Below are 22,186 nucleotides of genomic sequence, written 5' to 3' on the forward strand. Positions count from 1 at the left end.
CGAAGGTCTTCCTATCCGCAATCGCACTCGCAGCTACCGTCCTGTTCTGGCTGTAATTTAATGAGTCTGGAGCCTAAGCATCAATGGTGGACGCATTTGTACGATGTAGAAAACCTTCGATGCAGCGCCGAAGTTGGACGGGATTGTCAATGTGCAACATATGCCCACCTGGCAGCTTTACCAGCTCAGCCTCAGGGATGCGCCCGGCCATAAGATTCGCGCTACGATGCGTCGCGGAGTTTTGTTTTCCGATGATAATAAGAGTTGGTACACGGATCTTCGCAAGGAGAGGTCGCCCGTCATAGTGCAATGCGGCTTCAAGTGCCGCGGAAAGTCGCGGCCGATCCATCCGAGCCAGTTGTCGCTGAAGTTCAATCCTGGTATTCCTACTTTCGCATATGCTAGATAGTTTCGCCAACCAGGGCATCGGGATCGATCGGAACAACGCGGCCGCGATCGTTGCCGATAATTGTCCAAAAAGACGGTCGCGAACCGTAGGAACGACTTCGATCAACACCAATGCTCTGACCCGATCCTTTAGGTGCGCTGCCAGTTCAAGGGCAACCATACCGCCAAGTGAATGACCAATAAGTACGGCCCCATTTGGCACGCCATCCGCAAGGCGTTCAGCATATGCTTCAACGCGATGTGGTTGCGTGAGTGGGCTGTTTCCGTGACCAGGGAGGCAGGGTGTGAGCGCTTTGGCAAATCCCTTCGTGATGGCTAGCCACGTGTCGCCAGACAGCCCCGCACCATGTATCCAAACAGTGTCGATCAGGGCCAAGGGATTGGTCGTTGCATTGGTAATACCAAGGGTAATGACTTTCGCGTCAAACTTTTGAGACACTTGGTAGATCCTTTTAATAGCCTGAGACCGTTGTAACATTTCGACTCGGCCATATCGTCCGGATACCCGCACCTTTGTCTGACCCGGTCGGCGCGGACACTAAGCAATGGCGCATACGTTGAGGAAAGGCGGTTTCTGCGGTAGGTCTTTGGACTATTTCTTCTATTGCTGCTTCCCTGGTTGAACCATGACCATTAACACTGAGATACTCTTGATCGCTACAATCTCCGCGACGTTTACGGTTGCCGTTTTGGCGGCGCTGGTAAGCTGGTCACAGCGATGGACCACTTCGTCGCATTCAATTCTGGCGATGTTTTTTGCGGTCTTCGCAGTGAGCGAGTTTGATACCGTTCTAATAATGCTCACCGCTGAAATTCCGCAAACAGCGCGCGATGCGGCTGCACTGCTAAGCGTCATTGCCAATTTCACCTTGATGCCGGTCTTCTTGCTTTATGTGAAGGCGTTGACGTTGGCACAAGGTCAATCTGATGGAAGGAGCTCGGTCGCACCCCATTTCGCGTTGCCTGCTGCGGTCACAGCATTCGCAGTTCTAGCGATGGCAATGCCGGAAGCGTCACGAGAAGCCTGGTACGCGGGCGTGCCGGCAGAGGGACCGCTACCTTTAGTTGGGTTTCTGAACTACGGCTTCACATTCCTGCCATTCGTGCTTGTCGTTCAATGGGCGATCTACGTGTTTTGGGTTATACGCACGCAAACGAAACATATTGCACTTCTAGAGCAGCACTTTTCTAGCACTGAAGGCCTTGAGCTTCGTTGGGTCGTTGTCTTGGCATTGGCCCTTGGAACATACGTTTTGCAAAGCCTGGTCGGAGTAATTCTTGCTGCTAACGGTGCTCGAGATCCGATTGGCCCGATGCTCGACAGCTTGTGGGTTTTGATCGTTATTGTGTCTCTGACACTTTGGGGGCTAAGGCCATCGAAAGAGCTGGATACCGTCACAGCGGAACTGGAAAATCTGGCTGAGCGAAACAACAAGAAATATGAAAAAAGTGCTCTTGGTTCTGACCAATCAGAGCGTATCGCGCGTAAGCTTATTCAGGCGATGGAGAAAGAACGCCTTTACCGCGATCCCAATCTGACCCTCAGTAGCTTATCCGCCCAAATCGGCGTGTCGATCAATTACGTATCCCAGACCTTGAATCAGCACCTTCACCAATCGTTCTTTGAGTTCATTAATAAGTGGCGGGTCAAGGAAGCCATTCCGCTTGTTGAGAAGGGCGGTTCTACGGTATTGGCGATTGCCTACGAAGTTGGCTTCAACTCACGCTCTTCTTTCTACACCGCTTTCAAGCGTGAGACCGGCATGACACCCACCAACTACAAAAACGCCATGGCTAAGAGGAGCGCACTCAACGATGACGCGGTTGTTATCGGAGCCGGCAAGCGTTGATAGCGGGAAACAGGATATCGATCCGTGCGTATCACCCAGATGATTGGCCAAACCTATGTTTGATTCATGACGCCGCGCGTCTGGATGAGTTGGCTCACACGGTCGGAATTGCGGCCTTCCGCTCTCTGGAGGAAACTTACCAGAGTGAAGGGCTCTTCGATTCTGAAGTGGTGGTGGCCGAATGGGACGGGATGGTAGCAGGTTTTGCCGCCTTTGACGAAACTGAATTGACATGGCTCTATGTCGATCCAGCACTGTCGCGTCGTGGTGTTGGACGAACGCTTCTCCGCCACGTCATGAGGCAGAGCAATGGAAAAATGCAAATTGAGTTGCTTGAAGGCAACTTTCCTGCTCACTCGCTTTACGCATCGGAAGGGTTCGATGTCATTGACCGCCGTGAAGGAAACCTGATTGGAACCGAGAACGTCTTTGCCATTGGCCATGTTCTTCAGCTACGCCCCGGTTTGTGCAGTGCGAATGCACCCAATCTAGAAGACTGTGAAAGTCGCTGATGCTGCGGTCGGTGCAGACACGATGGTGCCGGCTTCAGTTGATCAAACCTGATTGATACACGTCTCAATTTCATTGTCTGGCCCGTTACGTTCGGACGATGTCGACTGCAGAAGACGCTATATTTGGAAGACCCCGCAATTAGTGGAGCAGCTGGAGGGGAAGTTCAACATGTCCAGTTAAACTTGTGAAGCGAACCTTTTCACTCGTCCTGTGCCTAATCGGATTTTGTTGGACAATGCAACTTCCGGCAAAGTTGAAACCGCACCGGCTTCTTGGTCTTAAATAAACGCGATTGCTCGCCGTTCTTCAAGAAATCAAAGGTATTTGCCTTTGCTCATGCCCCTGTAAAAAACACAAATTTGGTGTGGCCGTGAGGTTCATACCGTAGGAATTCAAGAAATGAGTAGCACTTTCCCCCTCAAGCTCATCGTCACATTCAAGGCAGGTTTTCTCGCTTTGTTTGGCTTGTTCTCAACGGCGCCGGTCTTAACGGCCAGCGAACCAGATGTCGTCGACATATCACAAATTGTCGAAGGTAACGGCCTCGCCATTGAGGCGTCTGCTGTGATGGTTCAACGTCTTTCGGATGGACAGGTTTGGGTCAGCAACCCACCGCGCGCAGCAGAGCGCTTTTCACCGGCATCTTCATCAAAGATCCCACACACTCTGATCGCACTCGAATCGGGCGTGGCAGAGCCGAACACGATGTTCGAATGGGACGGCCAGCCACGTTGGATCGACGCCTGGAACCAGGATCACAGCCTGCACACGGCCTTTCAGGTCTCGGCGGTCTGGGTCTACCAGGAGATCGCGCAACGTGCCGGTGGAAAGAGAATGGCGGATTGGCTGACTCGGTTCAACTACGGCAATGCCGACGTCGGGACCGAGGCAACGCTGACCACATATTGGCTGGATGGCACGTTGCGTATATCGGTCGAAGAACAGTTGGCATTCCTGCGCCGCCTGGCCGAACGTGACCTGCCACTCTCTGACACAACATATGCTGCGGCTGACGCGATCATGCAGACTGACGTGGGCGATGGCTGGACCATGTACAGTAAGACTGGTTGGCGCAGTGGCGATGATATCATGGACATCGGTTGGAATGCGGGTTGGGTCCGGTGCGGGTCCGACATCTACGTGTTTGCACTGAATCTGGACATGCCCGACGCTTCTTACAGGAATATGCGGATCACCACTTCCAGGGCGGTATTGGATGCGGTTGGCGCGTTCAACTGCTCATGATGGCCAGTATCATTTCAACCCGGTGCACGGCGTCGGGTTGAAACAGATAAAAATAGTTCCCACGACACACAGGCAAGCGTGTCACCCTTGTGTGTGACAACGTAGCAGCAGGAGGACACTCTGTGATGCCAAAATGCATGATCCATGCACCGTCGATGACAATTCACTTATTTGATACGATACGCCATTTTCTCTTAGGTTGTTTCATCCTTCTGATCCTGTTTTCAAATGGGCGCACGGTTTACGCCGAGGACACGCGTCGCATCGCCTTCAGCTTTGATGATGCGCCAATAGGCGACGGCCCAATTTTGAGTGGTGTCGACCGGACTGAAATGCTGATCGGAGCGCTTGGTGCGGCAGAAATCGAGGGCGCCGCGTTCTTTGTTGTAACGCAGTCACTCCTTGAAGATCCTGTGGGCGCTGAACGGCTACGCGCATATACCGATGCAGGGCATGTGCTGGGGAATCACACGCACGCGCATCCTCGGCTGCGCGATACCGATGCGGCGACCTACCTTGCCGATATTGATCGGGCTGCCGAAATTTTGGAAGCACTCGACCATGTCGCTCCTTATTTCCGATACCCGTATCTGGACGAAGGCAACACGCGCGATAGGCGGTCGGCCGTAGTGGACGGATTGCGGTCGCGTGGCCTGTCGAACGGTTACGTGACGATCGACACTTATGACTGGTACCTACAAGCACTTGTGACCGAGGCGGTTGATGCGGGTCATACGCTAAACTTGAATCAACTGGAGCGGGCCTATGTCGAGGTTATTTTCGAGACCGTTGAGTTCTACGATGCGCTGGCCGTGCAGACGCTCGGGCGGCATCCGGCACATGTGCTCTTACTGCACGAAAACGACTTGGCTGCCCTTTTTGTTGATGAACTCGCCGAGGCCCTCAGGCGCGATGGCTGGCAGATAATACCAGTCGCTGACGCTTACGCTGATCCCATCGCAAACCAACGGCCTGATACGCAGTTTAATGGTCAGGGGCGCATCGCCGCCATCGCGCACGCGGGTGGGACACATCCCCGGCAACTTGTGTCGCCCGGGGAAGAGGAGACGGCACTCCGAGAACGGTTTGTCACCCGCGGCTTGCTACCGCCGAAACAGGATTGAACTTTATGAGAACGAATAACTCCCTACTATTCATTCTGGTTTGCTGTACGTGCTTGGCAAGCCAGTCTGTCCGCGCTGAACGCATTAACTTGCAGACCGACGGAGCCACTTTTGAGATCGACACCAACACGTTGGCGATGTCCGGTGCGTCCATCGGAACTGAGCTGGCAGAGATCGCATTGCCCGCTGTTGTCGGACGAACGCAGGGTCTGACACGCACTACATTCCGTGCCGAATGGAAAATCGACATTGACAGCGGACAGCTCTCTGTTACGGCGACCGCAATCGGTGACAGTGTTACGCTTGAAGTCGCTTCAAACCATGCAGTTGCGCTGGCCTGGCCGCAGGTTCCAGCGCGTATCTCAGATCAGTGGGCTTTGCCCATTCTCGGGGAAGGCCGTCTGTTTGATGCCAACAGCCAAACCTGGCGCAATTTTCTGATGGACGTTCTGAATGGCACTGCCGCAGGTGAACAGTTTTCACTACCTTTCTGGACTCGTCTTGATGGCGAACGGTCTGTGACATGGCGAATGGATAGTCCCTGGGATGCACAGCTGTCTTTTCTGGATACAGGAACGGCCCTGACGGTCGGAGTAGTACAAGAGTTCACTTCGCTCAACCTGGATCGACTTTACCGCGTGACCGTACAGATGGGTCCACAGGACCCGGTGATCGGAGCGCGACTGTACAGAGAGCATCTGGAAAAGACCGGAACGTTCCGCGACTTGAATGACAAGATTTCGGCCAGACCGGATGTCGCCTTGCTTGCCGGTGCGCCGCATATTTACCTATGGTCGGACGGGCTTCTTTCGCCGCGGGATGTCACCAACTGGAGGCGCTTCATCCGTCAGTTCGCAGAGAAAAGAGAGATCGCCACGACACTTTCCGCGCAACTCTGGAATGCTGTACCGGGCGATATGCGAACCGACTTCGAAACGTCTATCCACGAAGCGCGAGGCCGAGAAGGCTTTGTATCGCAGTACAGCCGAACGCATGTGACACGCTCACTCAATGCCGCAATTCAGCGTGCGCGCCCATTTTCCAACGATACAGCGCTTCCAGGCGGTCATGATCCGGTTGAAGAGCGGGCGCATCTTTTGGCGATACGCTCGGAATTGATTGCAGAATTCGAGGGCAGCTTGGCGCCACCGGAAACCTGGGGGGGTGGCATGGGCATGCAGATGCTGGATGCCTTGAAGCAGGCAGGGATTTCGAAAGCTTGGCTGGGGGTGGAAAACTGGAGACACGTGCTTGGGCACCCTGAGGCTGTGACCGAGGCAAAAGCCCGAGGGTATTTAATTGGCCCCTATGACAGCTATACCAGCGCGCACGCAGAGGCGGCCAAACAAACTTGGCCAACTGCGCAGATGGGTGCCGCTGCATACAAAGATGCACGGATAGTGAATGCAGATGGGACGGCAAAAAGAGGGTTTCGAGGGAGAGGTTTTTATGTGAATCCGGCGGCCGTTGCCGACTATGCAAAAAACCGCATTCAGGCCGTATCCGAAAGCGTCGGTTTCAACAGCTACTTCCTTGATGTCGATGCCACGGGTCTGTTGCTCGAGGATTACACGGAGGGGCGTGAGACTGAGCGAGTGGAAGCTTTGGGCGCCGTGAAGCAGCGACTTGATTTTGTGGCCAACGATCTGAAGTTGGTGCTGGGTTCTGAGGTGGGTGTGGCGGCTTTCGCGCCGCATATCGACTTTGCGCATGGCATCACAACACCTGCATTCGACTGGATGGATTCACGCATGCGTCGCGACCCCGAACCACCTTTTTTTATAGGCGGCTACTGGCCGCCCGAAGCGCCGGCGCGCTTTTTTGAACCTACACCGGTGCCGCCTGAGATGCGTGAGATTGTGTTCAACCCTGTCAACCGCATTCCGCTGTACCAAATCGCGCTCGGAGACAGCGTGGTAACAACGCACCACTGGCATTTCGGCACACTTAAACCGTTGGACGAACGCGCGCATAACGAGTTGATTGGCCTGCTCTACGCTGTGCCACCGCTCTATCATCTCAACGCGGCAGTCATTGAGAGCGATCTGCCCGAAATTGCCCGCTACGTTGCTGAATTTGCACCGTTGCATACCCGTTTGATGACGCAGCAAATGACAGGGTTTGCGTTCATTTCAGAGGACCAATTGTTGCAGAGGACGGAATTCTCAGACGGCACAGCAGTGATGGCAAATTTTGCGGATAGTTCCCGATTTTTGCCGGATAGGCGAGAGATACCTGCACTTGGTATCAGGATCGAAATGAACGGTCGTGATCCAATTGTTTTCTCAACCATTGAGCCACCAAGTGACTGAATGATTGATTGGAGCTGTCGACAATGCCTTTAGCGCAGCAAGAGAATTGCAAATCAAACCTTGTAACAAAATGGCCTGTCGAATTGTCCCACTGTCCGTTTTGGGTCAGAAATGCTTGATGTTTGGGTCAGATTTGAGTGACGTGATTCACTGATTTATTGAGGTTTCGGCTGTCGATTGAGTCAAAGGTCAGTGACGTCCCACAGTGCTTGTTGAACGTCACACGAACCTGCCCCATCCTCTTGTTTTGCGAGCAGGGTTAGGCCGTTCTGAGCCCATTTTGACAAATGCTGCACCGCGCACGAGTAACTTCGAAGCTCTGATTGCTGCCATGGCTCTGCGCAAGGATCACACCTTGTAAAAGCCGACTAGACTATCTCCACGCGACGGTGCGGTCCGCCTAAGCTGCCATTCATGTACTGCGGCACGATTGCAGAAAGGGAATTTTGTGGCAAATAATGCGAAATCACCTCAGTCGTCCCACAAAGTTAGATGTTTTGATCATCATTCAATTTTCACCTGAAACCCGACACAGACCCGTCTGACGACGGGTCTGTGTTTCGGCCGAACAATGTATTGGGAGGAACATCGATTGGCCGTTTTGATCTCGCCAGAGGTTCAACCAAAATGCTCTTTGAAGCGATCAATACAGCGGCGGAAACCGTCTTCGAAGTTTCCGTTACCGGAGTGGTAGACACTTTCGAATGATATCACCCCATCATAGGCGTCGGCTTTCAGAGCATCCGCCATCGGCTGAAACTGATCGGCCAGTTGGCCTTCGCCCATTGGTTTGACCGTCAATGTTGCGCGGGGCGTGTCGACGTGAACGTCCTTGATGTGGATGTGCCCGAGATAGCCATCTTTTACCTCGTCATACCCAGCAGGAAACGCTTGTTCGTGACACCAGCAGTTGTTGGCTGGGTCCCAAAGTACCTTCAACGTGTCTTTGGCGTCCAGATCATCGATCAGCTTACGGGCGGTGTAATTCGAATTCACCATGGTCCCGTTGCCCGTTTCGACGACCAAAGTCACTCCGCCGTCCTTGGCAACGTCAATCGCCGGTGCAATCAGGGGCAACATCGCGTCCCATGCACCCTTGGCGACGTTCCACTTTTCGGCACCTCCGTACCCCCAAAGGATTTGCTCTTTCTTGGGCGTCATAATGCGAACCAATGGGCTGCCGACCACATGCGCCATGTCGATCACGCGCTTCAGAGCATCCATATGCTTGCTGTGAAGGTCGTCCCCTGGTTTGTTCGCCCCGGTCATTCCCGCAAAGATGTGGCGCGACAGACAGGATACAGGCTTGCCCCGATCCCGAAGCAGAGTGTCAATTTCCCTGATCTCATCGGCCGAGTGATCGCCAACCTCCGTATCGCCGACAAATTGCAGTTCGGCATATTCGAGATCAAACTCATCCATCACATCGACCGCGTGTTTCAGGTCGCGACTGATGCCATCACAGATAACGCCAAGTTTCATGTTCTTGTCCTTTCTCAGCGATGCAACTCAGCGCCGACAATGTCTTCGATCACGCGGGTGCAGGCCCAGTTGTCGCCATCGGGGAACTTGGTTTTGCCCGCATGGAAAATCTGCATAGCAGATGAAGCAGTATGCATTGGAACGCCCAGCTCTTCGGCCAGGTCCAGAGAGATGGTCAGGTCCTTGTGCATCGTACCGATGCCGGACCCGGTGTTTTCGAATTTGCGGTCGATTATGTTCTCCAGCGCAGTATTGGTGCATCCGCATCCCGCGCCAGAGGTTGAAAAGACTTTGAACAGGTTTTCTCCCTTCACGCCCGCCTTGGCGGCGAGGACTGACGCTTCAAATGTTGCAGAAAAGATCGAGCCAATCAGGGTCTGCAAACATGCTTTTACGGTCTGACCTTGGCCGGGCCCGTCCCCTACGCGGTGAATGGTGGCCGAGACCGCCTCCATCACCGGTTGGAATTCGTCCAGTACGGCATCAGGGGCTGCGGCCATCATGGTTAGTGTACCGCCTTGCGCACCCGGAAAGCCGCCAGAGACAGGGCTATCGATCAGGTGAATGCCAGAACCGGCCATGGCCTCACCAATCTCGCGGGCCTCACGCGGTTTGATCGTGGCGGTCAGAATGACCGTCCCGCCTTGCGTCATGTGACGGACCAGACCGTCATCACCAAGAATGACGGCTTTGGCTTGATCGCCATTCATGACCATGACATAGACTGCATCCGCGTTCGCCCCCACATCTGCCACGCTGGCAGCAGGCACTCCGCCCATTTCACCCAGCGTCTTCAGTCGCGCCTCACTCAGATCAAAACCAGTGGTTTCGAACCCGTTTTTGATGAGGTTCTTGGCCAGCCCGCTGCCCATATCCCCTAATCCAATGACACCTGCACGTTGCATGATTGTCTTCCTAATGTGTCGTCCGGCCTGGCCGGAGTTGAGGTTTGGCGCCCGTAGTTTTTCGGGCGTCGATGTGTGCGGGGGTTTCAGGCTTTGGCTGACCAAGGCCGGGCAGGTCCGGAAGACACCCCGCTGCCCAATTCCGTGCCGTTACGGCCCCATGACCGCGTCCGGTATCCACATGACCAGTTGCGGGAAGATCGCGATCAGGATCAGCACCACCACATTTGCCAACAGGAACGGCGCGGCCCCGACGAAAATCTTTCCGATCGGCATACGGCAGATCGCAGCGCAGACATTCAGGCAATTTCCGACTGGCGGGGTACATGCACCAACAGCCAACCCCGAGACCATCACCACACCAAAATGCACACCTGATACGCCCAGCTTTTCAGCGACCGGCAACAGAACCGGTGTCAGTAAAAGAATGGCGGGGCTAACGTCGATGAACGTACCCGCCATCAGGATCAAAATGGCTGTCAGAACCATGAAGGCAACCGGGCCAAGTCCGAGGCCCGAAACGAAATCGGCCAGTTGATTGGGTACACGTTCCAGCGCCAGAACAGTGATGAACACTTGACTGAATGCGATGATCATCATGATCTTGGCGGACATGATGATGGCGTGACGCATGGCCCCCGGCAGGTCTTTCAGAACGCCAAATCCGACGATGAACAGTCCAATGATCAGGCCGTACACTACGGCCGCCCCGGCTGTTTCGGTCGGGGTAACGAAACCGAAGACGACGGAACCTACGATCAAGATCGGCATCAGCGCTACGGCGGCAGAACGTCTGGCCTGCCGCCCGGCTTCGGCTAATGTGAACGGTACGTCTTCGGTCGGGTAATCGTTCCTCTTGGCCAGCAACCACACGACGATCAGCTGAAGTAAGCCAACCATGATGCCGGGAATGATCCCGCCCAGAAACAGGCGACCGATGCTTTCTTCCGCGGCGACAGCGTAGATAATCATCGGAACAGACGGTGGGATGATCATGCCCATAGTGGACGAGGCAACCGTGATCCCCGCTGCGAAACTCTTGGGGTATCCTCGTTTTTCCATCTCGGGGATCAGAACGGACCCGATGGATGCGGTGTCGGAAGCGGAGGAACCAGAGATACCGCCAAAGATCATCGAGCCGACCACGTTGACCAGACCCAAACCGCCCTTCAGGCGACCGACGAAGAACATGGACAGGTCCAGCAGGCGCCGTGTGATGCCTCCGGAATTCATCACCAGGCCCATCAGGATGAAGAAGGGCAGTGAGACCAGCGGGTAATTGTTGATGCCGGAAAAAAAACGCTGCACGACGAAACCTGTCGCCGCGGGGGCTTCGATCAGGAAATACGCCAGTGACGCCAGCCCCAGAGAATAGGCAATAGGAACTCCACAGACCAACAATATTCCAAGCGTGGCAAAAAGGATCAACATGTCAGTCCTCCGGCATCCAGAGAACATCGATGGAATCCCGACCACCCAGTGTCAGAACCACACGAACGAAACAGTAGAAAACGGCAATCGAGCAGGAGATCGGTACTATGATGAACACATAGGCCTGAGGCATCCCGAAAGGTTGCCACATGTTTTTCCCCGGCCCCGCAATCCAATCGATGGACAGCCAGACCAAAGCCGCGTTCATCACTCCCACGAGGACTAGCCCTGCCACGTAGAAGGCCATTTTGACGTAGTAGGGCATCATGTCGATGAAGAATGTGATCGCGATATGCTCGCGCTTCGCAATCGCGACGGCACCGCCCAAGGCCGAAGTGCAAAGAAACGCAATCTTAACCTGTTCGTCGACGCCGTAGATCGCCATGTCAAAGGGGCGCATCAGGACTTTGGTGACGACAATCACCAGAAACACCCCGAACAGCACGACCATCAGCGCTTCGATAACGCGCGTCAGTACACGGTCAATTGCAGAGAGCGTATCCATAAACCGGTTCCGTTAAGAAGGGAATCCGGGCGCAGGGTAAAAGCGCCCGGAATTGCCGTTTCAGATTAGCCGCAAGACGCCGCTGCAGCACGGGCAGCGTCGATATCATCCATCGTGAAATGACCTGCGTCGATCATCTGTCGATAGACCGGCGCAACGGCTTCCTGAAAACCAGCCAGTGCTTCCGGCGTTAATTCGTTGATCTCCATGTGCTTACCGAGTTCGCCGACGATGTTCGTTTCAGCATCGCGATACAGCTTGTCCGACATGGCCATCGCTTCGACCGCAACCTCGTCAAAGGTGGCCTGAAGGTCTTCGGGCAAACCGTCATACCAGGCCTTGTTGACGATCAAAGGATCGGGGCCGGTCATGTGGTTCGACAGGGTCAGATACTTCTGGACTTCGTGAATATTGAAGTCCCAGATGTTTTGCGGCGGGTTGTGCTGTCCGTCGATCACACCTTGTTTGAACGCCTGATATGCTTCGGAAAACGGCATGGCGACCGGAACAGACCCGATGGCTGTGCCCGTGGCGATCATCAGATCAGATTGAGGTTCGCGGATGCGCAGACCTTGCAGGTCATCAACAGATGTTATTGGCTGAACGTTATTGGTATAGGCCCGGAACCCTTGGCTGATACCGGTGGCAGGTATGTGATATCCGTTCGCCTCAGCACGGGCCTGAACGCCCTTGGTGAAGTCCGAACCGACCAGACATTCCATCTCATCCCAATTCGCGACGAGGAACGGCAACTGGTACAGGTTGAATGCCCCGGACGCGTCGGCAAAGAAACCGCCACGCGTTCCCTGCAGCAAACCGGCCGTCACCTGATCCATCATTTCACGCTCATTACCAAGCGCGGCACCAAAGAAGTTCTCGACTTCGATGCGACCGTCCGTACGTTTTTCAAGTTCGGTCTTGAACCAATCCATGGACTGCGAACGGATTGAGGTTTCTGGTTGCTCGTTGCCATATTTAAAGGTGAAGTCCGCCGCCAGTGTTGTACTGGCCGTCATTATTAGGCCGGTAACCCCGGCTAGTAATTTAGCTGTGTAGGTCATGTTATCCTCCCTGAACGGGACTCGATCCCGTTGCATGACGCTGGGATAAGCCCCCCCACAATTCGGTGGCAAGAAAAATTACATCAGATGACAGTAATGATGGTTTTTGATGTCATATGAAGCTTATTTGAGGATGATTTTGATCAGAAATGATGTTAGCAGAGGTCTATGAGCGATGAAGCTGTAATAATCCCAAAGAAGGCACGCGTCTCCGAGATTGCGAGGATTGCGGGGGTCGGCACCGCTACGGTTGACCGGGTTTTGAACAACAGATCAAACGTAAAGCCTGAGACCCGCCAGCGTGTTTTGCAAGCCAAGCACGCGATTGAATCTGGCGCTCAATTGGACCAGCCTGCGCGACCCTGGCGGCTGAAGATGTTTCTGCCAGAGGAAGCCGGGCCATCGACAGAATTTCTGGGCGACTGTTTCCAGAATGTTTTTACCAATGGCCGCGCCACTGTCGAGTGCGTCTTTTCCACGAAACTGGAACCATCTGTGTTGGCTCGAAAACTGAGAGCCTGCGCCGGGCAGGGTATTGATGCAGTGGGTTTTCAGGCTTTGGATGATCCGCGGGTTCGCGACGCTGTCGAAGAGCTGCACGGTTTGAATATTCCCTGCATACCTGTCGTCTCCGATCTGATCAGCCCCGTTCTGGGCCAATTTGTCGGGACGGACAACATGGCCGCAGGACGAACAGCGGCCTATTTTATGGGTCGTATGCTGCGGCAATCCGGGACCGTCGGGGTAATTTCCGGTGAGCAACTGTATCGCAACCATTCGGATCGAGAGATGGGGTTTCGGTCAGCCTTGCGAAGGGATTTCAGCCACCTCCGCGTTGTGGGCACCTATATCGGCCACGATGATGTGCAGGAAAATCGCGTGGTGGTGGCCCAGATGCTGGACGAACATCCTGGGCTGCTCGGCATTTATAACGTTGGCGGCGGTAACGAAGGTATTGTGGCGGCTCTGGCTGATCGCGATTTGACCGGAGAAATCATGCTGATCGGCCACAACCTTACGCCGAAGACGCGAAACTATCTGCTAGACGGATCAATGGATCTTGTCATCCACCAGAATATGCGACGGATCGCCGAACAGGCCGTTCAAACGCTGATCGCGACACTGGAAAACCGCCCCTATCAGGCAGAAGTCGTTCCGGTTGAAGTCATCACCCGTGAAAACATCAACGGCGCCACCTTCGGCTGATGTTCATAGGTTTTCAGATGTGCAGAGATCAAACGGAATAACTCCAACCTGTTCCTGAATTGGTTTTCCGGTCAGACACCGAGACATCATCTGAGTCACGCGATCTGCAACCTGATCCAGCGGGTTGTTAATCACCAAATCGATGCTGCCATCGGCAAGCGCGGCTTCGGTAACCGGTGTCCGTTCATGGCAGATGTAGACAACTTCCCGCGATTGCCCTGCCTCGCGCAGCGCTTTCAATGCTCCGGTCACGCCGCCTCCGCAATGATAGATGCCGGAGAGGTCTTTGTTGGCCCGCAGCAATTCTGCTGCCGCTTCATATGCGACCGCGGCGTCATCCAGATACACCACAGAGTCTCGAAGAGGTTTCTGCGGTGCAAATTCGCGCATGTAGCTTCTGAACCCACTCTCAAGCGCTTCGTGCCCCAGATACCTGTGCGACCCGATAAGGATGCCAACCACGCCTTCGGTTCGATCAAGACGCGCCATCGCCCAACCTGCCGTCCGCCCCGCTTTTCGACTGTCGATCCCGACATAGGCGGTAACGTGAGGCGAAGACAGCGGCGAGAGCAATGCAAAGACAGGTACATCGGCGCTGACGATCGCACGATTGATCTCCGAATGATCAATCGCAACCAAGCCTATGGCGTCTACCTTGCCGCGCATTTCGTCAATCGCAGTTGCAAGCTCGGACGGCGACAGGCTTTCTACGTATTGGATTACAACTTTTGCCCGGATACTCCGCAACTGCTCTGCCTGTCGCTGCAATTCAAACGCTAACTCGCGATAAAACCACTTGCTTTCCTTTTGAAGAATAAAGCCCAGCCGTTTAGCTGGCGCCATCTCTTCAATTCGGCGTCGTAACAACCCTGCCGAACGATACCCCAACGCATCTGCCGCTGAAAGAACCCGCACAGATGTCGCCGCAGTAACCGGCGCGCGCGCATTCAGAACGCGGTCTACTGTTGCGACGCCTACCCCCGCCTTTTCTGCGACGTCTTTGAGTGTGACACGGGCCATAGCACGCTCCATGATAAAACATATCATCTATTTTACAGAATACTCTGAGAGAAATGATAGAAAATATCACGACAGGTTTGACGATTCAGGCGCTCCTCGGTTCTGCTCGGCAACAGCAATGTAGAAAAGGAACCTGATGTGCCGAAGGACAATACCCTTCCTTGGCGGGATTATTCGCTGACGGGCCGGGACAGCGGTCCAAGCTTTGCACCTAAACAGTGGTACTCCACTCCAGTCCCCCGGAAACGGATGAAAGAACTGATGAAGCGCCGCGATACTCCGGCCCTGATCGATTACGGGATCTGGCTGGGATTGGTGTTGGCATCCGGTGCTCTGGTCGTTCTGACCTGGGGTACATGGTGGGCAGTGCCTTCTGTCATTCTTTACGGGGTGTTTTATGGATCCTGCGCCGACAGCCGTTGGCACGAGTGCTGCCATGGGACTGTGTTCAAAACGCCTTGGCTGAACACCGCAGCCTATCAGCTGGCCTCATTCATGTCGCTGAAGAACCCCTATCTTTGGCGGTGGAGCCATACACGGCATCACACGGATACGGTGATCGTCGGAAAAGACCCCGAGATTGCGTTTCCCCGGCCTCCGCATCCACTCAACATCCTATGGAACATGCTGCATCTGCAATCTGGCTGGAACGAGTTAAAAAAGATGTTTCGGTTGTCGGCTGGTCGCTTGACCAAAGATCAGAAAACCTTCCTCATCGAAGCCGACCGATCTAAGGCGTTCTTAGCGTCGCGTGTTCACCTCGCAATCCTCGCGATGACATTTGTTTTGGCAATGGTGCTGCAATCATGGCTGCCCATTGTGCTGATCGGCGGACCGACGTTTTATGGTTCGTGGCTGCATCACTTGCTGGCATCACTGCAGCATGCCGGGCTGGCAGAAGACGTCCCGGATCACCGATTGAACTCGCGAACCGTCTACATGAACCGGTTCTTCCGCTTCGTGTATTCGAACATGAACTACCATGTGGAACATCACATGTATCCCATGGTGCCGTTCTACAATCTCCCGGCCTTGCACGAAGAAATCAAAGGCGATTGCCCACCAGCGTACACGGGGACACTGACCGCGTTTCGCGAAATGCTCCCGGCCATTCTAATCCAGCGGCGCGATCCGTTCTACTTTGTCGACCGCAAGCCGTTGCTGCCCAAGGACGCTAACCCCAGCCCAGAATACACTCGACCAACAGCCCTAGCGGCCGAGTAAATCAATCCCCGGAATACAGGAAAGCCCATGACGAACTGGACCCGCGCCTGCGCTTGCGATGACATCGAAACCGAAGATCTAATCCGTTACGACAATGGCGATCGTACCTTTGCCATCTACCGAAGCCCCGAGGACGAATTTTACTGCACCGACGGATTGTGCACCCATGAAGAAGTGCATCTGGAAGACGGTCTGGTGATCGATCATCTGATCGAATGCCCCATGCACAACGGCCAATTCGATTATCGCACCGGCGAGGCAAAGCGCTCACCCGTCTGTGTGGATCTGAAAACCTACCCCGTTAAGATCGAAGGCGGAGATGTCTTCATCGATATCGGGTGATGCCATGAAACGGATCTACGACTGGGACGCGAAGTTCCCACTTAGAAATTACACCGCGTCCGACCTGCGTGCGCTAAAGGGTATCCGCAAGCTGGTTCAGACAACGGCGAATACAACCGAAGAGGCAGCAGCCGCGAAAGATGCCGGAATCGATTTGATCATGGGCAATGCCCAGAACACGTCCGCCGTGCGTCAGCCAAAGAGATCACGCTGACAATGCCAATGCTGATAAGAAGCGCCGAGCACAGGAACAGGCCCGTCAGGCTTGTCACACTAAGCAAAGCCGCACCGATCGCTGCTCCCAATCCGATCGCGCAATTGAAAAGGGCGACATCGATGGCCGAGGCCTGCAATGCATCCGCGCCGGCTTCTTTCTGGACCCAGGTCTGCAAACCAACCAGTATGGCCGAGATGGCACCACCCCAGAAGATCAGCGCCAACCCCGCGCCATAGCGATCATTGACGATTTCATACACGATCAAATGGCGTGGGCAGCCGTGGTGAAAAAGAACGAAGATCGCCTCGACCTCATGGCCGAAGGTAATAGCTTGCTGAGGCACATCGTTAAGGAATTTGCCAAGGCCTGAAATGCCATTGTCGAAGGTACGTGAGATCACGTCGCGCACTCAACCAGAGATCGCATCACATAACACCTATACCGCGATGTTCGCGGTTTGCTGCGGCGGAGCGTTTCAACCCAAGACTGTCTGCGAGTGCCTCTGAACTAAGGCGCACGCGCAGATGTTCGAGAACACAATGAGAGGCTCTGGCTCGGCCTAGGAAGATTTTTCCGACATACTTTAGTATGGGAAGTGATCTTATTTGCGGACAAATATGCGTCCGTGTGTCCGTCAGAAGCTCTGATTTCTTGCTACCTCAGTCCTGTCAACAGTTTCTGAGGCGACATTGCGTATATTACACGAAACACCGGGGTCGGATCTGGATTGGAAGGTCAGAGCACCGCTGATCGTGGAGACACCATCTGGTGCGGTAGTCGCGATTGAACGCTGGTCGCTCGCGGGGCTGGAATGGCCGGACGACGCGCCTGAATGCCCTAAAACCGCAACGCTTAGCGTTCCCTTTCAAGGCGTAGATATCCGTTTCCCGGTACGTTTGTCGAAGCCAGGTTCCAACGCAACAGTACAACTGGAAGGTTTGAGCGGTCGGCAACGCGAGACGCTGGCTCTGTTTTATCGCTCTCTGTTGTCTGGACGAATGGCCAGCAGCGCAGATGTGATAACCTGCCTCGACACTCCGGTTGATTTGGTGCCGATGGAGGAAACGGAAGGCGAACAATCCCCAAAACCTGCGAGATTTCTTCCACGGTCTCTGCATGTAGCACTCAATGTGGCGACCTATCTGCTGATCGCAGCGGCGGTGATTGGCGTTATTGGAAACAACATTTTCACCAATTTGGACCGAATTGACATTCAACACGGGCGCGTGCTGGCCCCAATGATCCCTTCTTTCCCTTCAGCCAACGGCTACATCGAACACATTGAAGTCGCGGTCGGGCAAGAAGTAAGTGAAGGTGATCTACTTTTCTCGATGGGTGACGCAGACGCTGTGGCGGCCCTCAAACGCACCGAGACGGAGTTGGCACTTGCACGCACCGAGCACGTCAATATCACTGAGGCCTTGAATGATCTTAGGGCCCAATCTGGCTCGGAGGTATTGGCCGAACGGGTCGCAGCAGCCATGCGCTTCTATGCAGAGTTTGTACAAGACGGCGGGTTTGATGATATGCGGCGTCAATGGCTCAGCCTTCGTGCGCGCAACCCTGCGCTGGCGCAATCGGTTGATCCAGTATTGATCGTAACAAACTTACTTCAAGCTGAAGAACGCAATCGCGCGTCCGCAGTAGAGTCGTTGGAAGCAACAAGAGAGGCTCAGCAACAGAAAATAGAAAACAATCACGTTCGCGCGACAACAGACGGGATTGTTCAGGATTTAATCGTTCGGAAAGGCCAGCCGTTTGGTGGCACAGCAGACGAGTTGGTCTTTGAGACGGCTGAGCCTCGTATGACGATCGGATGGGTGTCGGAACGGTTTGCTGAAACAATCTATATCGGTATGCCCGCAACGATTGGCTTCAATGAGAATGGGAAAAAGATCACCATTCCCGGTGAGGTCTGGGACGTACGCGCCGGGGATAACCCTGAACGACCTGGAGAGTTCGGAATCATTGTCACGGTTCGCGCAATCGGTCTGTCCTCGAAACAAACAAAAACCCAATTGCGGTTGGGAGCCCCGGTCAATCTGGAAGCAAAGCGACAGTTGGGTACACGCTTCCGCGCCTGGTTAAAGTCCATGGACCCGCGTGTGGGTCGATCCCATGACTGAATACGAGTTCGACAAGGATCTGGCACGGCGACTAAGGGAACTGCAAACAGATGTTCCCAACTATTTTTGCAAGTGGTCACTACCGCAGTTCACTCTGTTCTTGCTCCTGTTAATGGGCCTGCTCTGGCTGTTGGCCAACGTACCGAACCGGTTCTTCAACCCGAGTGTTTTGCACGTCACAATGGTACTTGGAACACTTGGGTTCTGGCGATTTGGCTGGTGGTTTACCCATGCTTTAAGGGCTCAGATTTATGCGAAAGCCAAATGGCCGGGAATGCGGCGTCGGGCGGACTCAATTTGGGATGCTGGCTGGCGCCCCAAACACCTCCATATCCAGATGACGACTTACTTTGAGGAGCCCTCCATCACAAAACGTGTTGTGGGGTCCATGCTTGGGCAAATCCGCCGCGAACGGATTCCGACGACGATCTATATCGGCACAGGCAGCGCATATGACGAGCAGATCATTCGCGACTTTGTCGAAACCTACGCGCAGGATATCCCGGATGATCTGGCGACCCTAGTATTTATCCGTCAGAACCAGCCGGGCAAGCGAATGGCGATTGGTCTGATCCTGCGAGCGATCTGCAGATCCGGGGCGTCACCGGATGATCTGGTGATTTTCATGGACGGAGACGCCCTGTTTGGTGGGGATGTTCTACGCAAAACCCTGCCAATGTTTGCAAGCGACCCAGAGTTGCAGGCACTGACCACAGATGAAGAGGTCATATGCTACGGACCGGCTTGGATCGCCAAATGGCTGGACATGCGGTTCGCGCAACGCCGTCTTGCGATGCAAAGCCATGCCTTGTCGGGTCGTGTTTTGACACTGACGGGAAGAATGAGCGTATTTCGCGCCCGGCATATTCTGGACGAGAAGTTCATTCGCACCATCGAGGCAGATCATCTGCATCACTGGCTTTGGGGCAATTTCCGGTTTCTGTCCGGGGACGACAAATCAACCTGGTATCGTCTGCTGAGCGTGGGCGCAAAAATGACCTACGTGCCGGATGCTACAGTCTACACGATTGAGGTCATCAAAGAAAACGGCCTCATGCGGATGGTCCAGAATTTCCGCCGATGGTCAGGAAACATGTTGCGGAACGGAAGCCGCGCAATCGCACTTGGGCCGACAGCAATGCCCTTTTTTATCTGGTGGTGTGTCGTTGATCAAAGGATCGCCATGTGGACCATGATGGTCAGTCCGGTCATGGTCGTCGTTGGCAGTATGGTTGCGCCGGGTTACTTCTGGAACTGCATCATCTGGGTGCTGTTTTCGCGGATCGTGCTATGCCTGTTCCTGTTCGGGTACAGCAGGCGCGCTGATATGAGTTGGCCATTCATCCTGTATCTCAACCAAGTGATAAACGCGACGGTCAAGATCTACATGATCTTTCACTTGTCCAAGCAGAAATGGTCGAACAGAGGCAACCAAAGCTCGGGCGGTGGATCGGGCTTTGTCGAGACGCTTAAAAGCGGTTTTGCCAAGTTCCAGATGGCTACGGCAATCCTGACATTTCTAACCGCCATCCTGATCTATGTTGGTCTGATCGAGATGCCGTTCGGCTAATAGACATATCCTTTCGATAGTGAATTTAAGCCTATGATACACAGCAATAAAAGCGAGGATCGATAATCTGAAATCAGACTTGAAATGAAGAGGTTTCACATGATTCAACCAATTATCCTTGCTGGCGGTTCCGGCACCCGTCTCTGGCCCGTCTCTCGAAAGAGCTATCCAAAGCAGTTCGTCGAACTGGATGGCGATCACAGCCTGTTTCAGAAAACCGTTGTGCGTGTGGCCGAGCCTGGATTTTCTGCACCACTGATCGTCACGGGAGAAGACTACAGGTTCATCGCCCAACAACAACTGACAGATATCGATGTCGAAAAATCTGAACTGATCGTGGAACCTGTTGGCCGCAATACCGCTGCTGCGGTTCTGGCAGCGGCTTTGCGATACAAAGAAGAGCCGGAAACAGTCCTGCTTGTCCTGCCCAGCGATCACGCGATTGAGGATGTATCCGCGTTCCGTCGAACGATGATGCGGGCGGAGAAAACAGCCAAACGCGGTAAGATCGTGACTTTCGGGATCAAACCCGATCATGCCGCGACGGGTTTCGGCTACCTGAGGGTTGCGGGCGGGTACCAAGGGTCGCTGCTGATTTCTACGTTTGCGGAAAAGCCCGATGCTGAAACCGCGAAGGGCATGTTGGAAAGCGGTGACTGGCTGTGGAATGCCGGAATGTTCATGTTCAGGGTCGATACCGTGCTAAAGATGTTTGAATCACACGCCCCTGAGATGTCTGCACCGGTCGAAGCGTCCTTGGCCCTGGGTCAGCAGGATCTGGGTTTCTACCGACTGGATCAAAACGCCTTTTCCCGCTGCCCGAACCTCTCGTTTGATCATGCGGTGATGGAGCATGTCGAAAACGGTGTCGTGGCTTTTGGATTGGACTGCGGGTGGTCCGATCTGGGCAGTTGGAAATCGGTGATGGAGCAAGGGCAAGTAGATGATGGTGCGAATGTCACTTCTGGAAACTCGACAGCAATTGATTGCCGCGACAGCCTCCTGAGGTCGGAAAACCCGGACATCAAGTTGGTCGGGCTGGGTTTGAAAGACATCGTTGCAGTCGCGACCGACGATGGCATTCTGGTCGCGGACATGTCGCACAGCGCAGAAGTTGGCAAGGTTGTGGACGAGTTGCGGAACGAAGGATCTGACCAGGCCGAGATGTTTCGTCGGTGTCATCGTCCATGGGGCTACTACGAAACCCTATCTCTGGGGCCTCGGTTTCAGGTCAAACGGATCATGGTTCTGCCCGGCGCCAAGCTGTCCCTGCAAAGCCATGTTCACCGAGCTGAACACTGGGTTGTCGTCAGTGGCTCAGCAAGCGTGACGGTTGGTGATAAAGTCAGCCTGCTTTCCGAGAATGAATCGACCTACATCCCGCTGGGTGCTGTCCACCGGTTGGAAAACCCGGGGAAGCTGCCTTTGCATCTGATCGAAGTTCAATCGGGCTGCTACTTAGGTGAAGACGACATTGTGAGATACGAGGACATCTATGACCGTGTCGCTGTAGCCTAGATTCAATTGCACCACCCTCCTAATGACTGGCCCGCGTGGATTTCCACGCGGGTTTTTTCTCTCGTATGGGGTTGATGACCATTCGTATATGTCCGGCGTCATTTGCGCGCCGCGGATAGTCTGCCGA

General features: G+C 54.3%; 19 protein-coding genes. 11 read left to right on the forward strand and 8 right to left on the reverse strand.

The genetic code is table 11. The features are described 5' to 3' along the window. Positions 1-73 precede the first annotated feature (73 nt). Positions 74-847, reverse strand: coding sequence for an alpha/beta fold hydrolase (locus AC2FGE_RS13615; protein WP_496819746.1), 774 nt, complete (start codon positions 845-847; stop codon positions 74-76). 187 nt (positions 848-1,034) lie between these two features. Between AC2FGE_RS13615 and AC2FGE_RS13620 the strand changes: the two genes are divergently transcribed. From AC2FGE_RS13620 to AC2FGE_RS13640, 5 genes are all read left to right on the forward strand, one after another. After that, positions 1,035-2,258: a helix-turn-helix domain-containing protein gene (locus tag AC2FGE_RS13620; protein ID WP_496819748.1), complete on the forward strand. Its 1,224-nt coding sequence runs from the start codon at positions 1,035-1,037 to the stop codon at positions 2,256-2,258. A 59-nt stretch (positions 2,259-2,317) separates the two neighbouring features. Beyond that, a complete protein-coding gene (locus tag AC2FGE_RS13625) occupies positions 2,318-2,770 on the forward strand; it encodes a GNAT family N-acetyltransferase (protein WP_496819749.1) in 453 nt (150 codons plus the stop codon). A gap of 400 nt (positions 2,771-3,170) precedes the next feature. Beyond that, entirely contained in the window at positions 3,171-4,016 is an 846-nt protein-coding gene (locus AC2FGE_RS13630; protein ID WP_496819751.1) for a penicillin-binding transpeptidase domain-containing protein, read from the forward strand. A gap of 155 nt (positions 4,017-4,171) precedes the next feature. Further along, a complete protein-coding gene (locus AC2FGE_RS13635; protein ID WP_496819752.1) occupies positions 4,172-5,140 on the forward strand; it encodes a polysaccharide deacetylase family protein in 969 nt (322 codons plus the stop codon). Between the two features lie 440 nt (positions 5,141-5,580). Next, positions 5,581-7,452 carry a glycoside hydrolase gene (locus AC2FGE_RS13640; RefSeq protein WP_496819753.1) on the forward strand — a complete coding sequence of 624 codons (1,872 nt, stop codon included), beginning with the start codon at positions 5,581-5,583 and terminating at the stop codon, positions 7,450-7,452. A gap of 618 nt (positions 7,453-8,070) precedes the next feature. Here the strand turns inward: AC2FGE_RS13640 and AC2FGE_RS13645 are convergent. The 5 genes from AC2FGE_RS13645 to AC2FGE_RS13665 form a co-directional block, all read right to left on the reverse strand. Then, a complete protein-coding gene (locus AC2FGE_RS13645) occupies positions 8,071-8,934 on the reverse strand; it encodes a sugar phosphate isomerase/epimerase family protein (RefSeq protein WP_496819754.1) in 864 nt (287 codons plus the stop codon). A gap of 14 nt (positions 8,935-8,948) precedes the next feature. Then, positions 8,949-9,839 (reverse strand): NAD(P)-dependent oxidoreductase, encoded by an 891-nt coding sequence (locus AC2FGE_RS13650; protein WP_496819755.1) that lies wholly within the window; start codon positions 9,837-9,839, stop codon positions 8,949-8,951. A 150-nt stretch (positions 9,840-9,989) separates the two neighbouring features. Next, entirely contained in the window at positions 9,990-11,270 is a 1,281-nt protein-coding gene (locus tag AC2FGE_RS13655; RefSeq protein ID WP_480536364.1) for a TRAP transporter large permease, read from the reverse strand. Position 11,271: 1 nt separating this feature from the next. Beyond that, entirely contained in the window at positions 11,272-11,775 is a 504-nt protein-coding gene (locus tag AC2FGE_RS13660) for a TRAP transporter small permease (RefSeq protein ID WP_496819756.1), read from the reverse strand. Positions 11,776-11,840: 65 nt separating this feature from the next. After that, a complete protein-coding gene (locus tag AC2FGE_RS13665) occupies positions 11,841-12,836 on the reverse strand; it encodes a TRAP transporter substrate-binding protein (protein ID WP_496819757.1) in 996 nt (331 codons plus the stop codon). 168 nt (positions 12,837-13,004) lie between these two features. Between AC2FGE_RS13665 and AC2FGE_RS13670 the strand changes: the two genes are divergently transcribed. After that, on the forward strand, positions 13,005-14,042 hold the full coding sequence (locus AC2FGE_RS13670) for a LacI family DNA-binding transcriptional regulator (protein ID WP_496819758.1): 1,038 nt from the start codon (positions 13,005-13,007) through the stop codon (positions 14,040-14,042). A gap of 3 nt (positions 14,043-14,045) precedes the next feature. Here the strand turns inward: AC2FGE_RS13670 and AC2FGE_RS13675 are convergent, their stop codons facing one another. Then, positions 14,046-15,062 carry a LacI family DNA-binding transcriptional regulator gene (locus tag AC2FGE_RS13675; RefSeq protein WP_496819760.1) on the reverse strand — a complete coding sequence of 339 codons (1,017 nt, stop codon included), beginning with the start codon at positions 15,060-15,062 and terminating at the stop codon, positions 14,046-14,048. A 249-nt stretch (positions 15,063-15,311) separates the two neighbouring features. On the opposite strand from AC2FGE_RS13675, the gene AC2FGE_RS13680 reads away from it, so the two are divergent. Both AC2FGE_RS13680 and AC2FGE_RS13685 read left to right on the forward strand, forming a co-directional pair. Then, complete coding sequence (locus AC2FGE_RS13680; RefSeq protein ID WP_496819761.1) at positions 15,312-16,286, forward strand: fatty acid desaturase; 975 nt, start codon at positions 15,312-15,314, stop codon at positions 16,284-16,286. Between the two features lie 27 nt (positions 16,287-16,313). Then, positions 16,314-16,628 (forward strand): MocE family 2Fe-2S type ferredoxin, encoded by a 315-nt coding sequence (locus AC2FGE_RS13685; RefSeq protein WP_496819762.1) that lies wholly within the window; start codon positions 16,314-16,316, stop codon positions 16,626-16,628. A gap of 158 nt (positions 16,629-16,786) precedes the next feature. Here AC2FGE_RS13685 and AC2FGE_RS13690 read toward each other — a convergent pair whose 3' ends face one another. Beyond that, on the reverse strand, positions 16,787-17,245 hold the full coding sequence (locus AC2FGE_RS13690; RefSeq protein WP_496819763.1) for a hypothetical protein: 459 nt from the start codon (positions 17,243-17,245) through the stop codon (positions 16,787-16,789). A 289-nt stretch (positions 17,246-17,534) separates the two neighbouring features. Between AC2FGE_RS13690 and AC2FGE_RS13695 the strand changes: the two genes are divergently transcribed. The 3 genes from AC2FGE_RS13695 (at position 17,535) to AC2FGE_RS13705 (ending at position 22,059) form a co-directional block, all read left to right on the forward strand. After that, positions 17,535-18,971 carry an HlyD family secretion protein gene (locus tag AC2FGE_RS13695; protein WP_496819764.1) on the forward strand — a complete coding sequence of 479 codons (1,437 nt, stop codon included), beginning with the start codon at positions 17,535-17,537 and terminating at the stop codon, positions 18,969-18,971. After that, a complete protein-coding gene (locus AC2FGE_RS13700; RefSeq protein ID WP_496819765.1) occupies positions 18,964-20,541 on the forward strand; it encodes a glycosyltransferase in 1,578 nt (525 codons plus the stop codon). Before AC2FGE_RS13695 ends, AC2FGE_RS13700 begins: the two co-directional genes overlap by 8 nt. 99 nt (positions 20,542-20,640) lie before the next feature. Continuing rightward, complete coding sequence (locus AC2FGE_RS13705) at positions 20,641-22,059, forward strand: mannose-1-phosphate guanylyltransferase/mannose-6-phosphate isomerase (protein ID WP_496819766.1); 1,419 nt, start codon at positions 20,641-20,643, stop codon at positions 22,057-22,059. Positions 22,060-22,186 lie beyond the last annotated feature (127 nt).

Source organism: Ruegeria sp. YTSA075 (genome assembly GCF_059610245.1).

Coding starts and splice junctions, on each gene's coding strand:
- AC2FGE_RS13620 (WP_496819748.1), top strand. CDS start 1,035: ATGACCATTAACACTGAGATACTCTTGATCGCTACAATCTCCGCGACG.
- AC2FGE_RS13630 (WP_496819751.1), top strand. CDS start 3,171: ATGAGTAGCACTTTCCCCCTCAAGCTCATCGTCACATTCAAGGCAGGT.
- AC2FGE_RS13635 (WP_496819752.1), top strand. CDS start 4,172: ATGACAATTCACTTATTTGATACGATACGCCATTTTCTCTTAGGTTGT.
- AC2FGE_RS13640 (WP_496819753.1), top strand. CDS start 5,581: ATGGACGTTCTGAATGGCACTGCCGCAGGTGAACAGTTTTCACTACCT.
- AC2FGE_RS13645 (WP_496819754.1), bottom strand. CDS start 8,934: ATGAAACTTGGCGTTATCTGTGATGGCATCAGTCGCGACCTGAAACAC.
- AC2FGE_RS13650 (WP_496819755.1), bottom strand. CDS start 9,839: ATGCAACGTGCAGGTGTCATTGGATTAGGGGATATGGGCAGCGGGCTG.
- AC2FGE_RS13655 (WP_480536364.1), bottom strand. CDS start 11,270: ATGTTGATCCTTTTTGCCACGCTTGGAATATTGTTGGTCTGTGGAGTT.
- AC2FGE_RS13660 (WP_496819756.1), bottom strand. CDS start 11,775: ATGGATACGCTCTCTGCAATTGACCGTGTACTGACGCGCGTTATCGAA.
- AC2FGE_RS13665 (WP_496819757.1), bottom strand. CDS start 12,836: ATGACCTACACAGCTAAATTACTAGCCGGGGTTACCGGCCTAATAATG.
- AC2FGE_RS13670 (WP_496819758.1), top strand. CDS start 13,005: ATGAGCGATGAAGCTGTAATAATCCCAAAGAAGGCACGCGTCTCCGAG.
- AC2FGE_RS13675 (WP_496819760.1), bottom strand. CDS start 15,062: ATGGCCCGTGTCACACTCAAAGACGTCGCAGAAAAGGCGGGGGTAGGC.
- AC2FGE_RS13680 (WP_496819761.1), top strand. CDS start 15,312: ATGAAAGAACTGATGAAGCGCCGCGATACTCCGGCCCTGATCGATTAC.
- AC2FGE_RS13685 (WP_496819762.1), top strand. CDS start 16,314: ATGACGAACTGGACCCGCGCCTGCGCTTGCGATGACATCGAAACCGAA.
- AC2FGE_RS13700 (WP_496819765.1), top strand. CDS start 18,964: ATGACTGAATACGAGTTCGACAAGGATCTGGCACGGCGACTAAGGGAA.
- AC2FGE_RS13705 (WP_496819766.1), top strand. CDS start 20,641: ATGATTCAACCAATTATCCTTGCTGGCGGTTCCGGCACCCGTCTCTGG.